The organism is Providencia sp. UF-224 (assembly GCF_058245955.1).
Map to the genome: position 1 here is coordinate 181,357 of NZ_JBSICC010000004.1, position 20,460 is coordinate 201,816.

General features: G+C 42.6%; 17 protein-coding genes. 12 read left to right on the top strand and 5 right to left on the bottom strand.

Translation table 11 applies throughout. The features are described 5' to 3' along the window. Window positions 1-7: 7 nt before the first annotated feature. From AC4IFO_RS06180 to AC4IFO_RS06190, 3 genes are all read right to left on the bottom strand, one after another. On the bottom strand, window positions 8-631 hold the full coding sequence (locus AC4IFO_RS06180) for a helix-turn-helix transcriptional regulator (RefSeq protein ID WP_490732720.1): 624 nt from the start codon (window positions 629-631) through the stop codon (window positions 8-10). A gap of 78 nt (window positions 632-709) precedes the next feature. Further along, the gene (locus tag AC4IFO_RS06185; RefSeq protein WP_490732722.1) at window positions 710-1,678 is read right to left on the bottom strand and encodes a threo-3-hydroxy-L-aspartate ammonia-lyase; all 969 of its coding nucleotides are present in this window, start codon (window positions 1,676-1,678) and stop codon (window positions 710-712) included. A 27-nt stretch (window positions 1,679-1,705) separates the two neighbouring features. After that, complete coding sequence (locus AC4IFO_RS06190; RefSeq protein ID WP_490732724.1) at window positions 1,706-2,095, bottom strand: RidA family protein; 390 nt, start codon at window positions 2,093-2,095, stop codon at window positions 1,706-1,708. Window positions 2,096-2,483: 388 nt separating this feature from the next. Here AC4IFO_RS06190 and AC4IFO_RS06195 point away from each other — a divergent pair, with 388 nt between their 5' ends. From AC4IFO_RS06195 to AC4IFO_RS06215, 5 genes are all read left to right on the top strand, one after another. Next, complete coding sequence (locus tag AC4IFO_RS06195) at window positions 2,484-6,218, top strand: DUF4132 domain-containing protein (protein ID WP_490732726.1); 3,735 nt, start codon at window positions 2,484-2,486, stop codon at window positions 6,216-6,218. Window positions 6,219-6,241: 23 nt separating this feature from the next. Further along, complete coding sequence (locus AC4IFO_RS06200) at window positions 6,242-7,351, top strand: ATP-binding protein (protein WP_490732728.1); 1,110 nt, start codon at window positions 6,242-6,244, stop codon at window positions 7,349-7,351. 70 nt (window positions 7,352-7,421) lie between these two features. Continuing rightward, window positions 7,422-9,968 carry a DUF5682 family protein gene (locus AC4IFO_RS06205; RefSeq protein WP_490732730.1) on the top strand — a complete coding sequence of 849 codons (2,547 nt, stop codon included), beginning with the start codon at window positions 7,422-7,424 and terminating at the stop codon, window positions 9,966-9,968. A gap of 2 nt (window positions 9,969-9,970) precedes the next feature. Beyond that, window positions 9,971-11,125: a VWA domain-containing protein gene (locus tag AC4IFO_RS06210; RefSeq protein WP_273838886.1), complete on the top strand. Its 1,155-nt coding sequence runs from the start codon at window positions 9,971-9,973 to the stop codon at window positions 11,123-11,125. Next, window positions 11,122-13,176 (top strand): SWIM zinc finger family protein, encoded by a 2,055-nt coding sequence (locus AC4IFO_RS06215; protein WP_490732732.1) that lies wholly within the window; start codon window positions 11,122-11,124, stop codon window positions 13,174-13,176. Before AC4IFO_RS06210 ends, AC4IFO_RS06215 begins: the two co-directional genes overlap by 4 nt. Window positions 13,177-13,182: 6 nt before the next feature. On the opposite strand, the gene AC4IFO_RS06220 is transcribed toward AC4IFO_RS06215, so the two are convergent. Next, window positions 13,183-13,668, bottom strand: coding sequence for a MarR family winged helix-turn-helix transcriptional regulator (locus tag AC4IFO_RS06220; RefSeq protein ID WP_490732734.1), 486 nt, complete (start codon window positions 13,666-13,668; stop codon window positions 13,183-13,185). An 84-nt stretch (window positions 13,669-13,752) separates the two neighbouring features. Here AC4IFO_RS06220 and AC4IFO_RS06225 point away from each other — a divergent pair, with 84 nt between their 5' ends. The 4 genes from AC4IFO_RS06225 to AC4IFO_RS06240 all read left to right on the top strand — a co-directional run bounded on the left by AC4IFO_RS06225 (window position 13,753) and on the right by AC4IFO_RS06240 (window position 17,383). Beyond that, window positions 13,753-14,622, top strand: coding sequence for an EamA family transporter (locus tag AC4IFO_RS06225; RefSeq protein WP_490732736.1), 870 nt, complete (start codon window positions 13,753-13,755; stop codon window positions 14,620-14,622). 49 nt (window positions 14,623-14,671) lie between these two features. Then, window positions 14,672-15,307 carry a DNA oxidative demethylase AlkB gene (gene alkB / locus AC4IFO_RS06230; RefSeq protein WP_490732738.1) on the top strand — a complete coding sequence of 212 codons (636 nt, stop codon included), beginning with the start codon at window positions 14,672-14,674 and terminating at the stop codon, window positions 15,305-15,307. Window positions 15,308-15,475: 168 nt separating this feature from the next. Next, on the top strand, window positions 15,476-16,501 hold the full coding sequence (locus AC4IFO_RS06235) for a threonine aldolase family protein (RefSeq protein ID WP_490732740.1): 1,026 nt from the start codon (window positions 15,476-15,478) through the stop codon (window positions 16,499-16,501). 120 nt (window positions 16,502-16,621) lie between these two features. Next, on the top strand, window positions 16,622-17,383 hold the full coding sequence (locus AC4IFO_RS06240) for a DUF4184 family protein (protein WP_490732742.1): 762 nt from the start codon (window positions 16,622-16,624) through the stop codon (window positions 17,381-17,383). Here AC4IFO_RS06240 and AC4IFO_RS06245 read toward each other — a convergent pair. After that, window positions 17,380-17,961: a TetR/AcrR family transcriptional regulator gene (locus AC4IFO_RS06245; RefSeq protein ID WP_490732744.1), complete on the bottom strand. Its 582-nt coding sequence runs from the start codon at window positions 17,959-17,961 to the stop codon at window positions 17,380-17,382. The two genes, AC4IFO_RS06240 and AC4IFO_RS06245, sit on opposite strands and share 4 nt — an antisense overlap. A gap of 109 nt (window positions 17,962-18,070) precedes the next feature. Between AC4IFO_RS06245 and AC4IFO_RS06250 the strand changes: the two genes are divergently transcribed. The 3 genes from AC4IFO_RS06250 to AC4IFO_RS06260 all read left to right on the top strand — a co-directional run bounded on the left by AC4IFO_RS06250 (window position 18,071) and on the right by AC4IFO_RS06260 (window position 20,457). Beyond that, the gene (locus tag AC4IFO_RS06250) at window positions 18,071-19,288 is read left to right on the top strand and encodes an MFS transporter (RefSeq protein WP_490732746.1); all 1,218 of its coding nucleotides are present in this window, start codon (window positions 18,071-18,073) and stop codon (window positions 19,286-19,288) included. 46 nt (window positions 19,289-19,334) lie between these two features. Beyond that, window positions 19,335-19,826, top strand: coding sequence for a GNAT family N-acetyltransferase (locus tag AC4IFO_RS06255; protein ID WP_490732748.1), 492 nt, complete (start codon window positions 19,335-19,337; stop codon window positions 19,824-19,826). Window positions 19,827-19,995: 169 nt separating this feature from the next. Then, window positions 19,996-20,457: a YaiI/YqxD family protein gene (locus tag AC4IFO_RS06260; RefSeq protein WP_353241682.1), complete on the top strand. Its 462-nt coding sequence runs from the start codon at window positions 19,996-19,998 to the stop codon at window positions 20,455-20,457. The last annotated feature ends 3 nt before the right edge of the window (window positions 20,458-20,460 follow it).

The window sequence follows — 20,460 nt, forward strand, 5'->3', positions numbered from 1 at the left end:
AATAACTTTATTTTTTGGCATACAGGTAAACAGAAGCACGTGATACACCAAGGTGTTGTGCAACAGTTTCCATGGCTTTTTTTACGTCAAGCAAGCCTTCGTTACGTAAAATTTCAATGAGGTTTTTTCTTTCTTCTGCTTTTAATGTCCGCGGTGTTGCTGCAAGTGTTGCGGCATACTGATCGATTCGATGGCGAATAGCTTCAGACCCATTGGGCTCAATATGCTCTTTGATTGGGCTATTTCCAACCTCGATAAATTGCGACAACATACTTTGCATGCCCCGAAATAAAGTCATATCTAAATTTAGGCACAAGGCAGCAACATATTCACCACTGTCATTTTTGATCCCGATGGATGTGCTTTTTACTGGGCGACCATCAGAAAATTGATTGGTATAGTTGGCAACAATGTTCGGGAAATCAGCAGATTCAATGCGAGCCAAGCCTAATTCAGTGGTCGGCTCACCCACTTGACGACCAGACAAATTATTGTGGATCGATAAAATTGAGTGCTCGGGGTTTTTTAAGTCATGAACGACAACCTCACAAAATGGCGCAAAAGTTTCGCTGAGCCCTTTTGCTATTGTGTCGATTTGTGCCAGTAATGTATTTTCATTGGTGTCAGACATAAAACCCCCTTATCTAAAAGCGCTAATCACTTAATTTTAACCTATTTTTTATCTCGCTAATAGATAAAGGGCGGGGAGTTACTGTGAAACTAACTCAGCAAACCGATTAATATCAACATTACCACCACTGACGATAATACCGACACGTTTACCCTGAAACTGCGCTTTTTGCGCGAGTGCTGCTGCGAAAGAGAGGCAACCAGTTGGTTCAACAACCATCTTCATGCGCTCCGCGTAAAATTTCATTCTATCGATAAGCTGTTCATCGGTAACAGTGAAAATATCATCAACATTATTTTTAATAATTTCAAAGGTATATTGTCCCAAATGCTGCGTCTGCGCCCCATCAGCAATAGTTTTAGGGGTATCGATATGAACAATTTTACCTTGACGGAAAGATTGCTGAGCATCATTGCCTGCAAATGGCTCAACACCGTAGACTTTGCAGTTAGGGGATAACTGGCGAGCTGCAAGCGCACAGCCAGAGGTCAAGCCACCACCGCCTAAGCAAACAAATAAGGCATCCAATTCACCCACTTCTTGGAACAGTTCCATGGCAGATGTGCCTTGTCCCGCAATGATATGAGGGTGGTCATAAGGTGGAATGAGGGTTAAACCGTTTTGTTCTGCGAGTTGTTTGCATAGCGCTTCGCGGTCTTGTGTATACCTATCAAAGCGGACAACATTTGCGCCATAACCTTGAGTTGCAGCAACTTTGACGGCAGGTGCGTCATTTGGCATTAAAATGGTTGCCGGAATATTCAATAGTTGTGCTGCAAGGGCAATCCCTTGAGCATGATTCCCTGAAGAAAAAGCAATGACGCCTGCTTTTTTCTGCTCTGGCGTAAATTGAGCAAGCGCATTGAAAGCACCGCGAAATTTAAATGCACCCATTCGTTGGAAGTTTTCACATTTGAAAAACAACTCACCACCGAATTCTTTGTTGGCCGTTGTTGAGGTGAGTACTGGGGTTTTGTGTGCAAAGCCCGCTATGCGTTTAGCGGCTGCTTCAACATCTTGATAGGTGGGTAAAGTTAAACCAGTCATGTTTATGCCTCTTGAAAATTTTTTGAGTTAGCCTAAAACCGCAGTCGCTTCAATTTCGAGTGCTGCATTAAAATGGAGCTCTGAAACACCTGCAACAGCACGAGCAGGGCGAAAATCACCTATCCATGCTGCATAAATTTGATTAAATTCCTGCCAATCATTCATATCTGCTATATAAACCCGCACTTGAACTAAGCTTGCTTTTGTCAGATTGGCGGCTGACAAACAAGCATCAAGGTTGTTTAACACTAATTCCGCTTGAACCTTAAAGGGGGCATCAGTGATTGCTTGCCCAGAAGCATCAACGGGTAATTGCCCCGAAATAAACACAAACCCATTAGCACTAACACAATGGGAATAGTGGCCTCGTGGCTGGATCAGCGTAGGGGCATTGATATATTGAATTGATTGGCTCATAGCAACCTCGAACATGATAAACTCACAGATTGGATTTTTAGTCTAATATTATACTATGTGTATAGTCAATCTGTTTTTGAAGAAAAAAACATCAATCTTTTAGTAATAATATGGGAGAAAAAACAGAACAATTTACAGTGAATGTTTTTGTGGATTGTTAGCGTGGGTGTTACTCATAAATATTTTTGCTTTGCAATTCGCCATTCTTTTATTCAGTAAAAGCGAATTTTTCAGTGAAAAAAAATGTAAAAATCAAAATGAATAAAATTAAAAATCGCTCCCAATCAAAGGGAGTTATCTTAAATAAAAGTGATTAAGAATAATCAAATTGTGACGATAAAAATAAAATGGTAAGAAGTTGTTATATAAAAACTTTTAGGGATATGACATGGCGAAGTTTACGTTTGATATACTTTCTATTTTTGGGAAAAAAAGCAGCAAAGTGGCTGAACAATATGTTCAAGAAGCCGTTTTACCATTATCCGTCTTGGATGGTTCTTTACCCAAAATGGTGGTTGACTATGTACTGGAAGGAACATCGCCAGAAGTTTTGGTCAAGTTAAGCCAATTAGACACCGAAAAAGCGGTTATTTTATTAGACAAACCAGGCACTGTGGATTGGTGGTGGGGCGGTAATAATTTTAATACGGGCCAATATAATAAAGTGATCCGCCAAGGGATTAATGCTCGCCATAAACTTTACGCCAAAGTCGGTGATGGGGTGAGTGCAGAACAAATTGCGCGTTTTGCCAAAGTCTTAGCTGCTGCATGTCAAGATATTAATATTAAAGTGCTGACCTCTGAATTACCATCGTGGGTCAGTTATTTAGTTGGCGATGCATTTTCCAAAACTTTCGATAATTCTCGTGATGAAAAATTAGAGCACCGTAAGCATTGGAATATGGAATTGCTAGCTGAGATTATTGGTAAAGAAACCGATAAGCCAGCTAATTCAGTTTTATATATTATTTTTGATAGGCAACATTTATCTGACTATCACTATGAAAATTTAAACCGCTTATTTGTTCTCCCCGGTTTTAAAGAATATTTAATTGCGCAGCAAGATTTTATTAAGCAAACATTGATTGGTAATTTGTCTGCCGCTGGGCAGGTGCAGCTCATTAATGCCCTTAAAAAAGATGAGGTGTTATATTCTATTTTTGCCGATTGCTTAGTGACGTTTGCAACCAGCTCATTAAAAACGGTACGCAGTGCAGCAGAGCCTACACTGTCTATTCTGCCGGATGAGTCAGTCAAAATCTATTTAACCAAAGTACTGACTGAAGGGACACCAAAGCAACGTACGCAAGCTGCAGATTTATTTGCGCGAATTGGTAAAGATAGGGACGTTCTCGAAGCCGCGTTGCAAACGGAAACAAACAAAACGGTATTAAAAAGTATCGAAAGCGCCATTTCACGTTTTTCAGTGATGGATACGGCGAGCGAAATTGAAGAAACAGCACTACCAGCGCTTGTTGAGTTAGAAGATACTCCGCTTCCAGAAAGTGCAAAAGATATTTTAATCAGTAACTTCAATGAAATGCTGCAAAAAGCGAAAGAAAATGCAGAAAATGAAATTGAAGAAAATAAAAAGCAAAAGCACACATACAATTGGGCACAGCGCCATTATAAAGAATTCCAAAAGCTGGATGCGAAAACCTGCGCAAAAATTATTGATAAGCTGAATTCAGGTAAAGAGGTTATCACCGATCACGAATACAACGTGGTGAAATTCAAAGAGCGCATTAATAATCTTCCAGAGTTTACGTTATTTCATGCATTACGTCTGATAAGCCATAACCGTACAGGAATGGATCATTTTTCCCACTATTATCTGACCCGTGAAGTGCCACCGCGTATTATTGGCCAAATTGAATTACGCCAATTAGAACAAGTTTTAACCCATTGCCATTACCAGCAAGCGAACCGCTTAATCGCCGATTTCTGCTTGCGTTCATACAATGACGGTTTAAAACTGTTTAATCAGCCAGAGCAAGTATGGCCATTCTTTACGCAATATCCTGATTTTATCGCCGAAGCGTTAGGCTTGATCCCTCAGCAAGCCAAACAGCGTTATTACCAAGAATATGATGCTTCAAGTGGTATTGAAGTATTAGCGATGTTACCAACCATTCCTGCACGCTTTATTCCACGTATTATGGAATTAGCGTTAGGGGAAAATAAAACCCATCGCCTAAGCGCACAGAAATTACTCGAAACATTGCCGAATATTCATATTAATGCCGCAGAAGGGTTAGATTCAGGTAAGCAAGAAATTCGTGTAACGGCGATTGAGTGGCTAGCGCGTCTAAAACACCCTGACTCTTTAAAACCGCTGTATGCGTTATTGAAAAAAGAGAAACGTGAAATTGTGCGCGCTGCATTATTAACGGCGTTAGAGCAATTCGGCGAAGATATTTCCAGTTATTTATCGCCAAAAGTCCTATTAGCGGAAGCACAAAAAGGGCTTAAAGCTAAAGCTCCAGCGAGTATGTCTTGGTTTAATTTAGACACATTACCAGCACTGACTTGGCAAAATAATAAACCGGTGGATGGGGATATTATTCGCTGGTGGGTTATTTTAGCGGTGAAATTAAAAATGCCTGCAGGGAACGGCCTATTACAGCGTTATATCAGTTTGTTGTCTGTGGATAGCCAGCGCAAGCTTGGCAGCTTTATTCTAAATAGCTTTATTGCCCAAGATACTGCGGGGCCATCACTCGAAATGGCGATGGCAGAAGCAGAACGTGATGCGCCACAGCGTTTAACCAACTACCAAGATTGGGTTAAGCGTTGGCCGGAATATTACAGTCAGTATGAAAACTACACCCTTGAGCAGTGCATCAATGATATTAAAAATGAAGTGCTTCGCCGTTATTTAGGGTCAGCGATTACGGATAAAGGCATGCTAGCGCTCATTTGTGGCATTGAAGGGCATATTGCAGTTACTGCGTTACGTAATTATATGCGTGATCATTATCAGCGACGTGCGCAAATTGAAGCCATGATTGATGCAGTCGCAACTAGCAATGATCCGTTAATTATTCAGTTGTTACTCTCGCTATCACGCCGTTACCGTACCGCATCCGTGCAAGAAAAAGCCCGTGGTTTAGTGGCTCAAATTGCTGAACGTAATGGCTGGAGCGCCGATGAACTTGCTGACCGAACAATTCCGACGGCAGGTATGGATGAAACGGGGATTCTCGCCCTTGAGTATGGCGAGCGTACCTTTACCGCTAAGCTGGATGCTCAGCAAAAACTGGTGTTATTTAACCCTGAAGGCAAAGAAATCAAAGCATTACCCGCTGCACGTAAAACGGATAATGAAGAGCTGATTAAAGAATCGAAAAAACTACTGAGTTCCAGTAAGAAAGAGCTTAAGCAAGTGATTGATCTACAAACTGCACGTTTATATGAAGCGATGTGTGCAGAGCGTTTGTGGACGACTCAAGACTGGCAAGAATATATTCAAGCTCACCCAATTATGCGCGGCTTGATTGAAAGACTGGTCTGGATGGAAGTTGATAATGATAAGGTTATCAATATATTCCGTCCTTCTGATGATGGCAGTTTGCTGAACCTTGAAGATGATGAAATCGAGCTAAGCGCAGGGTCATCAATTAAATTGGCCCATGCTGCGTTGGTTTCTGAAGAAGAAAGAAAAGGCTGGATAGCCCATTTTAAAGATTACAAAGTGAAATTTTTGTTCTCGCAAATGGAGCATAAAATCCCTGAGTTAGACCTTGCACTCACTGAAATTGAAGACCGCAAAGGTTGGCTAACGGATACCTATACGTTACGTGGAGTACTCACCAAAATGGGTTATCAGCGTGGCCAAGCTGAGGATGGTGGTAGCTTTATGCATTACTCCAAACACTATGCTAGCCTAGGTTTCTACGTTTACATTGAGTTCAGCGGCAGCTATGTACCGGAAGAAAATATTCCCGCGGTCTTGTACTCCTTAAGCTTCGAAAGTGGGCAACAAAGCTCATGGAACCGCAGTTATATAGAGCTGAAAGATATCCCGCCAATTTTATTAGCGGAAAGCTATGCGGATTACTTAAAAGTGGCTGACGCGTGTGCAGGATTTGACCCTGAGTGGGAAAAGAAAACACCTTGGTAATTAGGGTTTAATAGGATAACTCGATGAGTAACAAAGACACAATAAAAGGACATGTTCTGCGCGAAAGCGCAGAAATTCGCTTTGCCGATGAACTGGTAAAACTCACGCAAGCCGATAGCCATAACCCGAAACCACAAGGCTGGTTACGTTCACCACGTGCGGTTCGCCAGTTTATTTTAGGTGATGAAGCACTAGGCATTACACCGAAGTTTTTTGGGGACGACGCCTTAGTTGACCGTGCAATAGTGACCCTGTTAGGTAAACAGGGGCTGATGTTAGTCGGTGAACCCGGAACAGCAAAATCAATGCTATCTGAATTATTAGCCGCTGCGATTAGTGGGGATTCGGGCTTAACCATTCAGGGAACTGCGGGAACAACTGAAGACCATATTAAATACTCATGGAACTATGCGTTGTTATTGGCAGAAGGGCCAACGGAAAAAGCGTTAGTTAGCTCGCCACTTTACCAAGGCATGATGGAAGGGAAAATTGTACGTTTTGAAGAGATCACCCGCTGCCCACCAGAAATACAGGATGTGTTGGTTAGCTTGATGTCTGAAAAACAGATGATGATCCCCGAAATGAAAGACAATGCGCGGATCAGCGCCAAGCAAGGTTTTAACTTAATCGGCACCGCCAACTTACGCGACCGTGGCGTTCATGAAATGTCGTCGGCATTAAAACGCCGTTTTAACTTTGAAACCGTTAGGCCGATCCAAGACCCTGCCTTTGAAATTGAGCTAATTAATAAACAGCTAACTAACGAATTAGGTGAGCTGAATGGTTTGGTAACGATCCCCGCAAATGTGATTGAATTATTAGTCACGACATTCCAAGAGTTACGCTCGGGTAACACCAAGGACGGCGGTAATATCAAAACTCCCGATGCAGTGATGTCGACCGCAGAAGCGGTGAATATCGCTTATGCATGTGCATTAGAAGCCCACTATTTAGGCGATGGTACGTTAAGCGCTGGGGCGGTAGCTCGTCAGTTAATTGGTGTTGTACTCAAAGATAATGCGGATGATATCAAGCGGATGCGCTATTACATTGATAATGTCGCACGAGAAAGAGCCAAACAAAGTCCAGAATGGAAAGCGTTTTTTGAAGCTTCTCGTCAGTTCTGGCAATAGACTCAATGACGTGTAGTGCAATGGCGAGGCCTTTGGCTTCGCCCATTTTTATCAATCAGGGAATATCACGGTGAGTTTGCCTTCCATACCTTTACCAGAGCGGCTTGAAAAAGCATTGACTAGCTGGCAACAGCTTGAATCAGAAAATATTTATTTTGCGCCGGTGCGCCACCATAGTCCGGCTTGCGCCTACAGTACACTTTCGTTAATCGAAGAAATTAAGCCTGATTATGTACTGATTGAAGGGCCTGATAGTTTTAATGGATTAATTGCAGGGCTGCTGCATCAAGACACGCTGCCTCCTGTCGCCATTATGGCGCAAACGGAAGTTAAAGCAGAGTCATTGAAGGGTGAAGGTGACACTGTCACGCGATCAGCTTATTTTCCTTTTTGTGAATATTCCCCAGAGTGGCAAGCAATTAAGCAAGGTTCATTGCATAAAGCACAATTACAATTTATTGATTTGCCATGGTCTACGCAGGTTAATATTGATGAGGCGGATGTTGGGCAAAGCCAAAGCTTGCAAAAAGAGCGTTATTTAGCACACAGCTTGTTTATTGCGCAATTAGCCAAAAAGAGTGGTTGCCGTGACCATGATGAGCTTTGGGAGCAACTATTTGAATTACGTACGCTAGAGCAGCTCACTGATTGGTCAACGTTTTTTAAAGACAGTTTTATCTGGTGCGGGTTAGCACGATTAGATTATGAGCCTGAAGTCCTTGAATCTGAAGGCTCAACACAGCGTGAAGCCCATATGCAGGCGCATATTCAAACCATTAAAGCACAACAACCTAACGCCAAAATTGTTGTCGTGACAGGCGGCTTCCATACTCTAGCGTTAATTGAAGGCTTGTCTGAACGCATATCGGCAAAATTTGCATTAACCGCGACAGAGCAAAAACAGTTTATAAAACAACAAAAAACGGCTGAAGACGATAACGCATGGCTGATCCGCTACAGTGACGATAAGCTGGATGCATTAAACGGTTATGCATCAGGTATGCCATCCCCCGCGTTTTACCAAAAGGTATGGGAAACGCTATTGCAGCAACGCCAAGACCATGAAAATGGCCACGTGCGCCCGACTCAAGCATATCGAAATGAATTGGGTGTTGCGTACCTGTCAAAAGTTGCGACTATTTTGCGCGAAAAGCAATTTGATGCGGCCCCGGGCTTTTTATCGGTAAAACTGGCTGCGGAACAAAGTATTCGCTTAGCGGCTTTCCGTGGGCATGCAGGGACAGGGCGCTATGATTTACTGGATGGACTACAAAGTGCATTTATCAAAGGCAGCTTGGATGAGAGCCAAGATGAACTTTGGCATGAAATTAAAACCTGTTTTTCAGGTTTTCGCCTAGGCCAAATCCCCAAAGGCACAACAACGCCGCCGTTGGTGGCACAGACCTATGAGATGGCAAAAGCGTTCCGCTTTAAACTCGATGATACATTAAGCAAAATCAGTCGGTTAGATGTTTACCGCAATAAGCAGCATCGTGTACGCAGTCGCTTTCTACATTTATTGGCTTTTTTAGATATTCATTTTGCTAAACACCTTTCTGGCCCCAATTTTATGTCAGGAAACCAAATGGATGTGCTATTTGAAGAGTGGCAATATGCGTGGACGCCAAATGTGGAAGGTGAGCTGATCGCGTTATCTGAAAAAGGCACCCAGCTTAAAGGGATCGCATTAAACCGTTTATTTGAAATGGAAAAAAACCTTGAGCAACAAGGCGTCAGCCGTTCAAGCCAAAGTGCAGTGACATTGCTAATGCAAGCTGCGCTTATTGGCTTACACCAGCGTATTCCTGCTTTATTTTCATTACTCGACAACTATATTCAACAAGATGCTAAATTCGAATCGTTAGTTGCTTGTGGCCATAAGTTAGTGCATCTATGGCGTGGTCGACAATTCTTTGATATAGAAGAAAACTTTGCGATTGAAGTCCGTCTGGATACCTTATTGCAACAAGTTTTTTATTGCTTTGAACAAATTACGCAGGGGGATGAACAGCAACAAGAAATGCATTTTAATGCGCTGCTTTCATGTCGTGAATTAATCACCTTTATGCCTGAAATTAATAAGGCTCATGATTACTCAAACGATTTTTATCACCAGTTGGCGCGTTGTGAAGGCAAACTAAACCATGTTCCTTTATTAAAAGGGGCCGTGGATGCGCTGCGTTATTTAGGCGCCAAAACCGATGAAAATACCTTAGTTAATGAGATCCAAAAGGCATTTAGTACGGGAAGTGATCCGGAAATTGCTATTGGCTATTTTATTGGTGTAATGCGAGCAGCCCCTGAGTTAGTTTTACGTATTCCTCTTTTAATCGAACTGTTGAATGATTTGCTTAGTGAATGGGATGAAAGTCGGTTTATTCAAGTATTGCCTGATTTACGTTTTGCATTTAGCCAATTGACACCAAAGCAAAATGCGCAAATGGCACAGCATGTCGCGCAAAACTTATCAATAGAAGCCCAAGATTTAACGCTGCACCAAACTGAGTTTAATGAGAATCAAATGCTGCAGGCGTTGCAATTAGAGCAACGGCTACAAAACCAACTTACTGAGCTTGGGCTACAAAGCTGGTTCACCCACCCGTCGGAGGCGAAATAACCATGAGTAAAAAAGAGACGCCATTGACGCCAGAACAGCTACAACTCGCTAAACGTTGGCGCTTGGTATTAGGCCAATATGCCGATAACGCACTGGGGCAAGCCGCCTTCAGTGCGCAAGAGTTAAAAATTGAACGTTCACTGGATTTTTTGTATCGCCGTGAATATCAACGGCGTGGTTTACGGCAAGAAAGCGGCCGTCATGGTTCGTTGGATGCCTCGCAACTTACCGCGGTTAATTGGTTAAACCAAGCACGAAAATTGTTTCCGAACAGTACGTTTGAGCGCATGCAATCACAGGCGCTTGAGCGCTATGAAATAAGTAGTTTGCTTAAAAACCCTGACGCATTGAATGCCATGGAGCCCACAAAGGCATTAGCAAAAACGTTAATGAGCTTACGGGGAAAAATGAACGAAGATACGCGTGATGCGGTGAAAAATATTATTCGCAAAGTAGTGGATGATATCCTCAGCCAAATGCGTAACCAGTTCCGCCAAGCACTAACAGGGCGCAAAAACCGTTTTCGACGTTCATTAATACCCAATAGCCGTAATTTCGATTGGCGGGCAACCATTGCAGCAAATTTGAAAAACTATGATGTGCAACATCAACGGTTAGTCATTAAAACACCGTATTTCAACTCACGCCAGCAGCAGCATTTACCGTGGGATGTCATTTTGTGTGTTGACCAGAGTGGCTCGATGGCAAGTTCAATTATGTATGCAGCGGTCTGCGCCAGTATTCTAGCGGCATTGCCAACGGTTCGGGTTTCATTAGTGGTTTTTGATACACAAGTGGTTGATTTAAGCCATTTAGCTCATGACCCTGTTGAGGTTTTAATGACGGTGCAATTAGGTGGTGGAACCGATATTGCGAAAGCGATGCAGTATTGCGAGAGCTTAATTCGCAACCCTAAACGAACAGTGATCAGCTTGATCAGTGACTTTGAGGAAGGCGGTGCGTTAAATCATCTGCTTAACTGCACACAGCGCCTGCACAGTCAGCAAGTGAAGCTTTTAGGCTTAGCCGCATTAGACGATGATGCATTACCTGTTTATGATCCTGAAATTGCCCAAAAATTGGCCGATAGGGGCATGCATGTCGCGGCCTTAACACCAGAGCATTTTGCACAGTGGCTGGCGGAGGTGATGCAATGAGTTGGCAAGCAATTTACTACCAATACGACGATGATGCATTAACTGTGTTTGCCAATGTCGGGTTATTGCGCCGGGCACGTAAAGATATAGAAAATCAAAAAGTTAGCCCTATAGATCTTGCGGTGGGGCAATTTGATAGTGATGGACAAACCGTACAGTTAGATGAGCAAGGTGTGCAAAAAGCAACCTGTAATTGCAGCGCATCAGGTTGTTGTAAGCATATTTTAGCCGCTGTACTTTGGGTTCAGAATAATGTGGCGAGTGAAAGTATTTCAGGCATTGATAGCGATATAGCGATTAGTGAACCTGAGCCACTACTGCCTGAATTGCTCACATTAGAACCGATGTCACTAATTAAACTCGCTTCTAAACCCGATTGCCGCTTAGCTATCCGCTTGTTAGATGAGTGGCAAGGGCGTGAGCTGACTTTTGATGATCAATGCAACCAGTTAAGAGTGACATTAACTGAATATGATGAGCCAATCATTTACCTGAAAGGTAGTGGTTTTCAGGGGATGATTTCCTCGGTACCTGAAAAACAGAAAAAAGCCGTTCACCTTGCAGTGATTGCTAAACTGTTGATACAAAATGGTGCGGTTTGGCAATGGCCTGATGATTTAACCCCTGCACCTGATACTGCACTGTCATTAACTGATGATGACAAAACCGTTATCGCCACTATCGGGCAATTTATCCAAGATTTGTTGCGCCAAGGTTTGTCGCACATTAGCCAAAGTAGCGCCACGCAATTGCATCTGTTGAATATGTCGGCGAAAGCGGAAGGTTTACCTCGGTTAGCTAATTATTTGAAAAGGCTCAGTCAACAAGTGAAATTGCTTGCTGATAAGCACTTTACCATGGATGAAGGGCAAGTTTTGCGGCTAATCGCCGAAATTGCTGCCTATCTACAGCAACTTTCAACGGCAGATGAAGCACAACTTGCCGTGCTTAAAGGTTTACAGCGTCGGCAATATACCGACCAAGCGTCAGTGCTTGATTTAACACCGATTGATGCGAATTGGTGGCAAACGCAAAGTGGTGCAATTGGCGCAACATTTAGTTTTTGGGATAACCAAGAGAAAAAAATTATTCAATGTACGCAAGGGCGCGCAAACCGACTTGACCCGATGTTTGGTCGACAAAACGTTTGGCAAACGTTATCCATTTGGAAGCAAACGGCTGATAATTTGATGCGAACGCCGTTTAAATTGCATGATCCACGGCTTTCGGATGAAGGTAAATTATCGGCCAGTGGCGACAGTTTTGCTGTAAAAAATAGCCAAAAACTGTTAGCGGATGATGACTACCAAGCGCTTCAAAGGGAATTGGGCTTTACGCATTGGCAAGAGGCTAGTGAGTTCCTTTCGAGTTTATCTAACGAAAATGTTTATCAACCGGTTATTTTGCATATTGCTGATTACGAACAGTTGTATTGGGACGAAGCAGAACAGTGCATTTTGTGGGCGGTAGCCGATAGCGAAAAAAATAGGGCGTTTTTGCGGTTAAACTGGGAAGGGAATGAAAATCATAAAATTGAAGAATTACGTTTTATCACTAAGGAAAAATGGCCTATTGCCGCGGTGAGTGCTCTGGTCAATCAGACTACACAAGGTATTCAGCTGGTGCCCAAAACGGTGTGGTTGAAGAAAGAACAAGGTATTGAGCTGTTTTACCTTGATTTTGAATCCATTCCCCGTAAGAAACAGCGTTCAGGTTTTTTCAATAAAATCATGGAATACATGGAGAAAAAACAACAAAAGCGCAATACATTCGTACCGGAAATCACACTTGCAAGTCAGTTAGTTCGTCCAATTTTATCTGTACTGGAAACCCAAGCCTGCACGGGAAGGCAGCAGCTTTCTTCATCTCAACATGCAGAAATTGGCTATGTAATACGAGTTCTGGAAGATTTAGGGGCATTATGGTTAGCCAATCAGGTTAAAGCGTTAACGGCTTCAGGGGAGATCACTCCAGAAAACGTATTACGATTAGTGTACCTATGCGATAAATTTGAGCGCTTGCAAATACCGTTACCGTTTCAATTTACATAATAGTACTTAAGATTCAAACGTCCCAAGAAATGTCCGTAATAGTTGGTTGAGCGCCTGTTGCTCTTCCAACGTCAACTTGGCGACTAGCCGTGCTTGGTTTTTTGTATGGGCCTCAATGACTTGGTTAATTAATGTTAGCCCTTCATTAGTCAGTGAAACTAAAAAACCTCGGCCATCATCTGGGTTGGTGTGTCGGGAAACTAACCCCGCTTTTTCCAGTTGATCAATGCGGTTTGTCATGGTTCCCGAGGTTACCATTAGCGTCGCAAGCATATCCCCTGGGCTCAGGGTGTAAGGTTTACCTGAGCGCCGCAAAGTGGCCAGCACATCAAAACTTGACCGATTAAGGCCAAATTCAGCGAAGACTTTTTCCATTTCACGGGTGAGATGATAGGCAATATTGCCTAACCGACCAATTAACCCCATTGGGCTAATATCGAGATCTGGGCGCTCACGCTCCCATTGTTGAGTGATTTTATCGATTCTATCCATAGGCAAATAATGGGCTTTATTTATCTTGACGTCAAGGTAAATAAAAACTATCTTGACCTCAAGATAAAAATTGAGAGTCAAACTATGAATCGCTATGTTGTTTTATGTTTCACTGCATTAGCCCCCATTGTGTGGGGAAGCACCTACTTGGTGACGACTGAAATGCTGCCCTCGGGCCTTCCATTAACATTGGCTGTTTTACGTGCACTGCCTGCCGGATTATTGCTGGTACTGCTTTTACGCCAGTTACCCTCAGGGATTTGGTGGTTGCGAGTGGCTATTTTAGGGGCGTTGAACTTTTCACTGTTTTGGTGGTTATTGTTTATTGCAGCTTACCGTCTTCCCGGTGGTGTTGCCGCAACGGTGGGCGCGGTACAGCCATTAATTGTACTGTTTTTAAGTCGTTGGTTATTGAATAACCGATTGTCCAGTATTTCAGTAATCGCTTCGCTTAGCGGAATTGTTGGTGTGGCGATTTTGCTGTTAACACCTACAGCTGCGCTAGATTGGGTTGGCGTAATAGCTGGCTTGGCAGGGGCATTTTCAATGGCCGCGGGCACGGTTATGAGCCGCCGTTGGCAACCCCCCGTTAGCGCATTAACTTTTACATCGTGGCAATTAACTGCGGGCGGTTTGATTTTACTCCCATTTGCCTTCATTTTTGAGCCTGCATTGCCGACGTTAACATCCGTGAATATTATCGGGCTCAGCTATTTAACCTTAATTGGTGGGGCATTAACCTACGCATTATGGTTCCGTGGGCTGGCATTATTAGGGCCGAGCTCAGTAGCATCATTAGGTTTTCTTAGCCCTGTCAGTGCGGTGGTCTTAGGGTGGTTTTACCTTAATCAGCAGCTCAGCACCTTGCAATTTATTGGTATGATAGTGATCTTAGGCAGTGTTTGGGTGAGTCAACGCGCAGAAGCACGCAAAGCACGGAGAAGTGGCGTTTAATGGCGTATTATGCTCAGTTATCACCGTTAAATTAATGAGATAGTCGAATATGTTATTTTCTGATGATGAAAACACCATTGAGATAGCGCCAGATGCTTTCTTGCTAAAAGGCTTTTTGCTGGGCAATAGTCAGGCGTTATTACAATCATTAAATGACATTACTTCGCTATCGCCATTGAGAAATATGGAAACTCCGGGAGGGTACCGCATGTCAGTTGCGATGAGCAATTGCGGTGATTGGGGCTGGGTGACTGACAAAACAGGGTACCGTTATGCTAATAGTGACCCTGTCACTAATCAACCTTGGCAGCCTATGCCAATAATATTTCGCCAATTAGCCCAAGAAGCGGCAGAAAGAGCGGGTTTTTTGGGGTTTGAACCAGATGCCTGTTTGATTAACCGATATGCTGTGGGGACTAAACTGTCACTTCACCAAGATAAAGACGAAGCGGATTTTTCACAGCCGATTGTTTCGTTTTCATTAGGATTACCCTGCATATTTGATTTTGGCGGGATGACACGTGAAGCGCCTAAAATTGCGCTGGCACTGGAACATGGTGATGTGCTGGTTTGGGGTGGAAAATCCCGTTTAAATTACCATGGTGTTCGAACCATAAAGGCGGGTGAGCACCCATTGCTGGGGCCATACCGCTTTAATCTCACATTTCGCCGTTCACAAAAGTAACGGTTTATAAGCGTTGGTTTTGTTTACAAATTTCGTTGGTAGCTGTTATTTTTGTGTACCTATAAAAATGTATCAGTGAACGATAAAAAAGATCGTTGAATAATAAATTAGTTGTCTCTATAACTATTAGCTAATTATTTACATAACAGGGTATTAGTGGGTGAATTAATGTACGGCTTTACAAATGATTATAACGAAATTGCGCATCCTAACGTGATGGAAGCATTGAACAACTTAGCTGGGAAACGTTTTACAGGTTATGGTACAGACGGTCTGTGCAAGCAAGTCGCTGAGCAAGTTAAACACCGTATTGGTCAGCCTAATGCGGATATCCATTTCTTTAACGGCGGAACGATCACCAATTTAACGACGATTTCCCATATTTTACGTCCACACCAAGCGGTGATCTCCGTTGTTGGTGGCCATATTGATGTTCACGAAACAGGGGCGATTGAAGCATCTGGGCATAAAGTTATCACAGTAGAATCTGCCTCAGGGAAACTGACTCCGGCGCATATTCAAAAAGTATTGTCTGAACATCCCGATGAGCATTCAGTTCAACCAAAAGTGGTTTATATCAGTAACTCCACTGAAATTGGTACGGTGTATCGCAAAGCAGAATTAGTCGCTCTGCGTAAAATTTGCGACGAAAACGGTTTGTTCCTATTTATGGATGGCGCACGTCTCGCATCGGGTTTGATGTCCTCCGCCAGTGATTTAACCATTGAAGATATCGCACAACTCACGGATGTTTTCTACATCGGTGGAACAAAAATTGGGGCATTGACTGGGGAAATTTTAGTGATTTTAAACCCCGCGATAAAATCCGATTTTCGTTATAGCATTAAGCAAAAAGGCGGGTTACAAGCTAAAGGCTGGTTATTAGCTGCGCAGTTTGAAGCTCTCTTTAATGACGACCTTTATTTCAAGTTAGGTCAGAAAATCAACGATGCCGCAAGTGAACTTGCCGATTTCTTTAGCGAAAAAGGGTTCGGCTTTTTAGCACCGGTGGAATCAAACCAAGTATTTGTGATTTTACCTAATTCACTCAGTGACAAAGTCTTGGCTCATTATGTCGTCAGTAAAGTTTGCCAGCCAACGGCAGATACAACCTGCTTACGTTTTTGTACATCTTGGTCTACAAGCTCACAAGATATTGAAAAACTGAAACAAACTTTCAATTCATTAATCTAGTTTGTTTTAGATATATTGCCCGCATGAATGTGTGGGCAAATCTTTCCGATTTCTCGTATATCGTTTTCACAAATAAAACGGCATGATCCTAGTGTCTACTCAATTGATCTGGTCGTAAGTATGCCTTGGACGTTTTCCCACCCCGCGGTGGTTTTTCCCATTAAACAGGCCAAATATTTCCGTTGGTTAAGCTTGCCAGCACTTATTTTAGGCAGCTTGAGCCCAGATTTATTTTATTCATTGACGTGGTACCGTGCGGCATCAGTGGCGCATGAATATATTGGATGGTTCTATACTGGGCTTCCATTATGCATATTGGTTTATTGGTTAACGCAAAAAATGGCACCCGCATTGAATAGAATGAGCCCTTTGGCTGTTCATACCATGAATAAACTTACTATTCGACATACGTTAATTATCTTTATTTCGCTGTATATCGGGGCGTTAACCCATATTGTTTGGGACGGTTTTACGCATGAGTCCGGGGCATTTGTGCGGGAAATTTCATTTTTACAAATGAAGCTATTTGCGATGTCTGATAGCCAAGAAATTGCGTTTTATAAACTATTACAACACCTTGGGTCTGCGGGGGGCTTCGCCTATCTTTGCTATAAATACTTTCAATTTCATCGTTTTCAACCAATTGAAATTAAAAATAAAAATAATAAAAAGCTAAAGAGATTGATTATTCTTGGTGGGCTTGCATTCGTATCGACGTTGCCTTTCGCTTATTGGCTAACGCCGAAAATAAATGGTTTTAATTTCAACCGGTTCGTTTATTTAGAGTTAACACTAACGGTACCTGTATTTTTACTAATTGTATTGATACTTGGATGGCGGCTTTATGTGAAAGATAAGCCGCTCATGGTCAATAGCGATTAGTTTTCCAGTAGTCCATTAAGAATTTTATCTATCGCAAAAATACTTTGTTGTAAGCGTTCTTGGCTATTAGCCTGAGAGATCCAATAGGCGGATTCAGCAAGCCCACCATTGATTAAAAAGGCAAGGGCGCGAGTATTAACATTGCTAATGATTTGCTGGTTCATTAATTCCTGTAGCAGGATATCGACTTGTTCGGTGCATTTAAGATTTGATTTTGCGAGATCTTCAGCCACAACAGATTTGGCATCCCGTAAAATAATCTGCTGATAGTCAGGTTCTAATGCCATCTCTAAATAAGCGTGGCAGCGTAGCCGGAAGTTATTCCACAGGTCAGTGGAATTGGCAGAGATTTTTTGTAACCGCCCATTCATTTCGCTATCAATCTGTTCAACTACAGCAGTGAATAAGCCTTTTTTATCACCAAAATGGTGATAAAGAGCACCGCGCGTTAAATCAACACTTGCCGCGATTTCATCCATGGAAGTGGCTGCAAAGCCCAAACGGCTAAAATGTTCCCGTGCTGTAGTTAATAAAAGTTCGCGCGTTTCTTCCATTTGAGCTTGTGTTCTTCTTGCCATAAAACCTCTTACAAACACTGAGTATAATTATTTACATTCACTGTGTATGATTATATCATTATTATACATACATAGTGTATGTATAAAGAATTTATTACCGGGAGCTTACATGCTAAGTCGCTATCAAGAACTCTTTAAAGCCAAAGGCAGCCAACAATTTGTCATTGCTGGGTTATTAGCCCGTTTAGCGTTACCGATGATGGGCATTGGTATTATTACTATGCTGGCGCAATTAAGGGGGAGTTATACGTTAGCGGGGTTAGTTTCAGCCACGTTTGTGCTTACCTACGCATTGCTGTCACCACAAATTTCCCGATTGGTCGATAAATTGGGTCAGTATCGAGTATTACCCGTGGTCACGCTTATCAGTTTATTGGGTGTTGTGTTGCTCGTTGCGACAACGTGGCTGGCGTTACCTGATGCTGGGTTATTTATTGGTGCGTTTTTAGCCGGCGCGATGCCGAGCATGTCGGCCATGATAAGGGCACGGTGGACGGCATTGTATAAAGGGAAGCCCATTCTACAAACGGCTTATTCACTGGAAACTGTGTTTGATGACGCGACGTTTATTGCAGGGCCTCCGTTATCAGTTGGGTTGACAGTTGCCTTATTTCCGCAAGCAGGCTTATTGGTTGCCGCTGTTTTGTTACTGGTGGGCGTGATGCTTCTTGTGCAACAACGCGGTACGGAACCCCTTGTATTTGCACAAGAAAGTTCAACGCCGAAGCAAAAATCGATTTTGTCGATGGCAAGCTTACAATTGCTTATCGCATTGATGATTGCATTGGGGGTTATTGTGGGTTCTGTGGATATTTTAAGTGTCACGCTCGCACAATTACAGCAACAACCCGCTGCGGCAAGCTTAGTTTTATCCGCTTATGCGATAGGCTCTTGTGCGATGGGCTTGGTTTTCGGGGCACTCAATTTAAAAACACCATTACACCGCTTATTATTTATCAGCGGGATAATGACATTTTTATCTATCGTGCCAATGTGGTGGGTAAGCGGCGTTTATTCCCTCGCGGTTGTGGTGTTTATTTCAGGCTTATTCTTTGCACCGACCATGATTATTGCAATGTCATTGGTGGAAAATATTGTTCCACCAAATCGATTAACGGAAGGAATGACTTGGCTATTAGCTGGGTTAAATATAGGTGTGGCTATTGGTGCTATGATGACGGGAAAAATGGTTGATACTTATGGGTTGTATGCTGCTTTTCTTGTGGCGATCATTGGAGGTGTGTTTGTTCTGTTATCTACCGCATTAAGTTATTTACAACTGAATGCGCAGCAAAAGATGGTAGAAACGTGCGAGAATAGATTTTAACAATATGAATATTTCAATAAAATAAGTAAAAACAAGAGGTTAAAAAATGCATAAGCCAATATTTAGGCAAGCAACACAGGGTGATGTCGAGGCGTGCTTCACGATTGAAATTGAATCGTATGAAGGGGATGAGGCAGCGACTAAAGAAAAAATCGCAACGCGAATAGCGCAGTACCCACAAGGTTTTTTATGTATGGAGGTGGCGGGTGAAGTTGTCGGCTTCATTAATGCCGGCTGCGCGTGGGATGTGGTAATGTCCGATGAAGAATTCAAAGAGCTCATCGGCCATGACGCACAAGCGCCAAATGTGGTGATTATGTCGGTTGTGATCCACCCAAATCACCAAGGAAAAGGCTATTCATCGTTATTGATGAAAGAATTCATTGCGTTAATGCAAAAAAATAACAAAGAAACTATTCATCTAATGTGCAAAGAACGCCACGTTGATTTGTATAAACATTTTGGTTACCAATATGTCAAACCCTCTGAGTCAGATCACGGTGGAATGACATGGCATGAAATGGTTATGGTGCTTTAGTTTACCAATTATTGCCAAGTTTATTTCAGATTAATTGCTAATATTATCAGTAATAAGCTTGGCCGATATAATGTTTAATTAACCCCCGCTAAAATCACATCGGTACTTTTTCTTGCTGTGATCGTGTTATGATATCCCCATAATATACCGCTAAGTTTTGGATAAAATAATGGAAATATGGGTTGATGCGGATGCGTGTCCTAAAGTTATCAAAGAAGTTTTATATCGCGCAGCTGACAGAGAAAATGTGCAAATTACATTTGTTGCCAACCAACGCTTGTCGGTTCCACCATCTCGTTTTTTAAAAACCTTACAAGTTCCCGCGGGCTTTGATGTCGCAGATAATGAAATTGTTCTTCGTGCGCAAAAAGGGGATTTAGTGATCACCGCAGATATTCCTCTTGCCGCAGAAGTGATGGAAAAGGGCGCGTCCGCACTGAACCCTCGTGGCGAGCGTTACAGTGATGCAACTATTCGTGAGCGTCTGAATATTCGTGATTTCATGGATACGATGCGGGCGAGTGGTGTGCAAACTGGGGGCCCTGCAAGTTTAAACCAACGGGATCGCCAGCAATTTGCAAATGAATTAGATAAATGGTTATTACAACGAAAAAAAGTGTTAAGCCAATAATAC

Excerpts from the sequence above, each read along its gene's own strand:
- AC4IFO_RS06180 (WP_490732720.1), bottom strand. The coding sequence starts at position 631 with ATGTCTGACACCAATGAAAATACATTACTGGCACAAATCGACACAATA.
- AC4IFO_RS06185 (WP_490732722.1), bottom strand. The coding sequence starts at position 1,678 with ATGACTGGTTTAACTTTACCCACCTATCAAGATGTTGAAGCAGCCGCT.
- AC4IFO_RS06190 (WP_490732724.1), bottom strand. The coding sequence starts at position 2,095 with ATGAGCCAATCAATTCAATATATCAATGCCCCTACGCTGATCCAGCCA.
- AC4IFO_RS06195 (WP_490732726.1), top strand. The coding sequence starts at position 2,484 with ATGGCGAAGTTTACGTTTGATATACTTTCTATTTTTGGGAAAAAAAGC.
- AC4IFO_RS06200 (WP_490732728.1), top strand. The coding sequence starts at position 6,242 with ATGAGTAACAAAGACACAATAAAAGGACATGTTCTGCGCGAAAGCGCA.
- AC4IFO_RS06210 (WP_273838886.1), top strand. The coding sequence starts at position 9,971 with ATGAGTAAAAAAGAGACGCCATTGACGCCAGAACAGCTACAACTCGCT.
- AC4IFO_RS06215 (WP_490732732.1), top strand. The coding sequence starts at position 11,122 with ATGAGTTGGCAAGCAATTTACTACCAATACGACGATGATGCATTAACT.
- AC4IFO_RS06220 (WP_490732734.1), bottom strand. The coding sequence starts at position 13,668 with ATGGATAGAATCGATAAAATCACTCAACAATGGGAGCGTGAGCGCCCA.
- AC4IFO_RS06225 (WP_490732736.1), top strand. The coding sequence starts at position 13,753 with ATGAATCGCTATGTTGTTTTATGTTTCACTGCATTAGCCCCCATTGTG.
- alkB (WP_490732738.1), top strand. The coding sequence starts at position 14,672 with ATGTTATTTTCTGATGATGAAAACACCATTGAGATAGCGCCAGATGCT.
- AC4IFO_RS06235 (WP_490732740.1), top strand. The coding sequence starts at position 15,476 with ATGTACGGCTTTACAAATGATTATAACGAAATTGCGCATCCTAACGTG.
- AC4IFO_RS06240 (WP_490732742.1), top strand. The coding sequence starts at position 16,622 with ATGCCTTGGACGTTTTCCCACCCCGCGGTGGTTTTTCCCATTAAACAG.
- AC4IFO_RS06245 (WP_490732744.1), bottom strand. The coding sequence starts at position 17,961 with ATGGCAAGAAGAACACAAGCTCAAATGGAAGAAACGCGCGAACTTTTA.
- AC4IFO_RS06250 (WP_490732746.1), top strand. The coding sequence starts at position 18,071 with ATGCTAAGTCGCTATCAAGAACTCTTTAAAGCCAAAGGCAGCCAACAA.
- AC4IFO_RS06255 (WP_490732748.1), top strand. The coding sequence starts at position 19,335 with ATGCATAAGCCAATATTTAGGCAAGCAACACAGGGTGATGTCGAGGCG.
- AC4IFO_RS06260 (WP_353241682.1), top strand. The coding sequence starts at position 19,996 with ATGGAAATATGGGTTGATGCGGATGCGTGTCCTAAAGTTATCAAAGAA.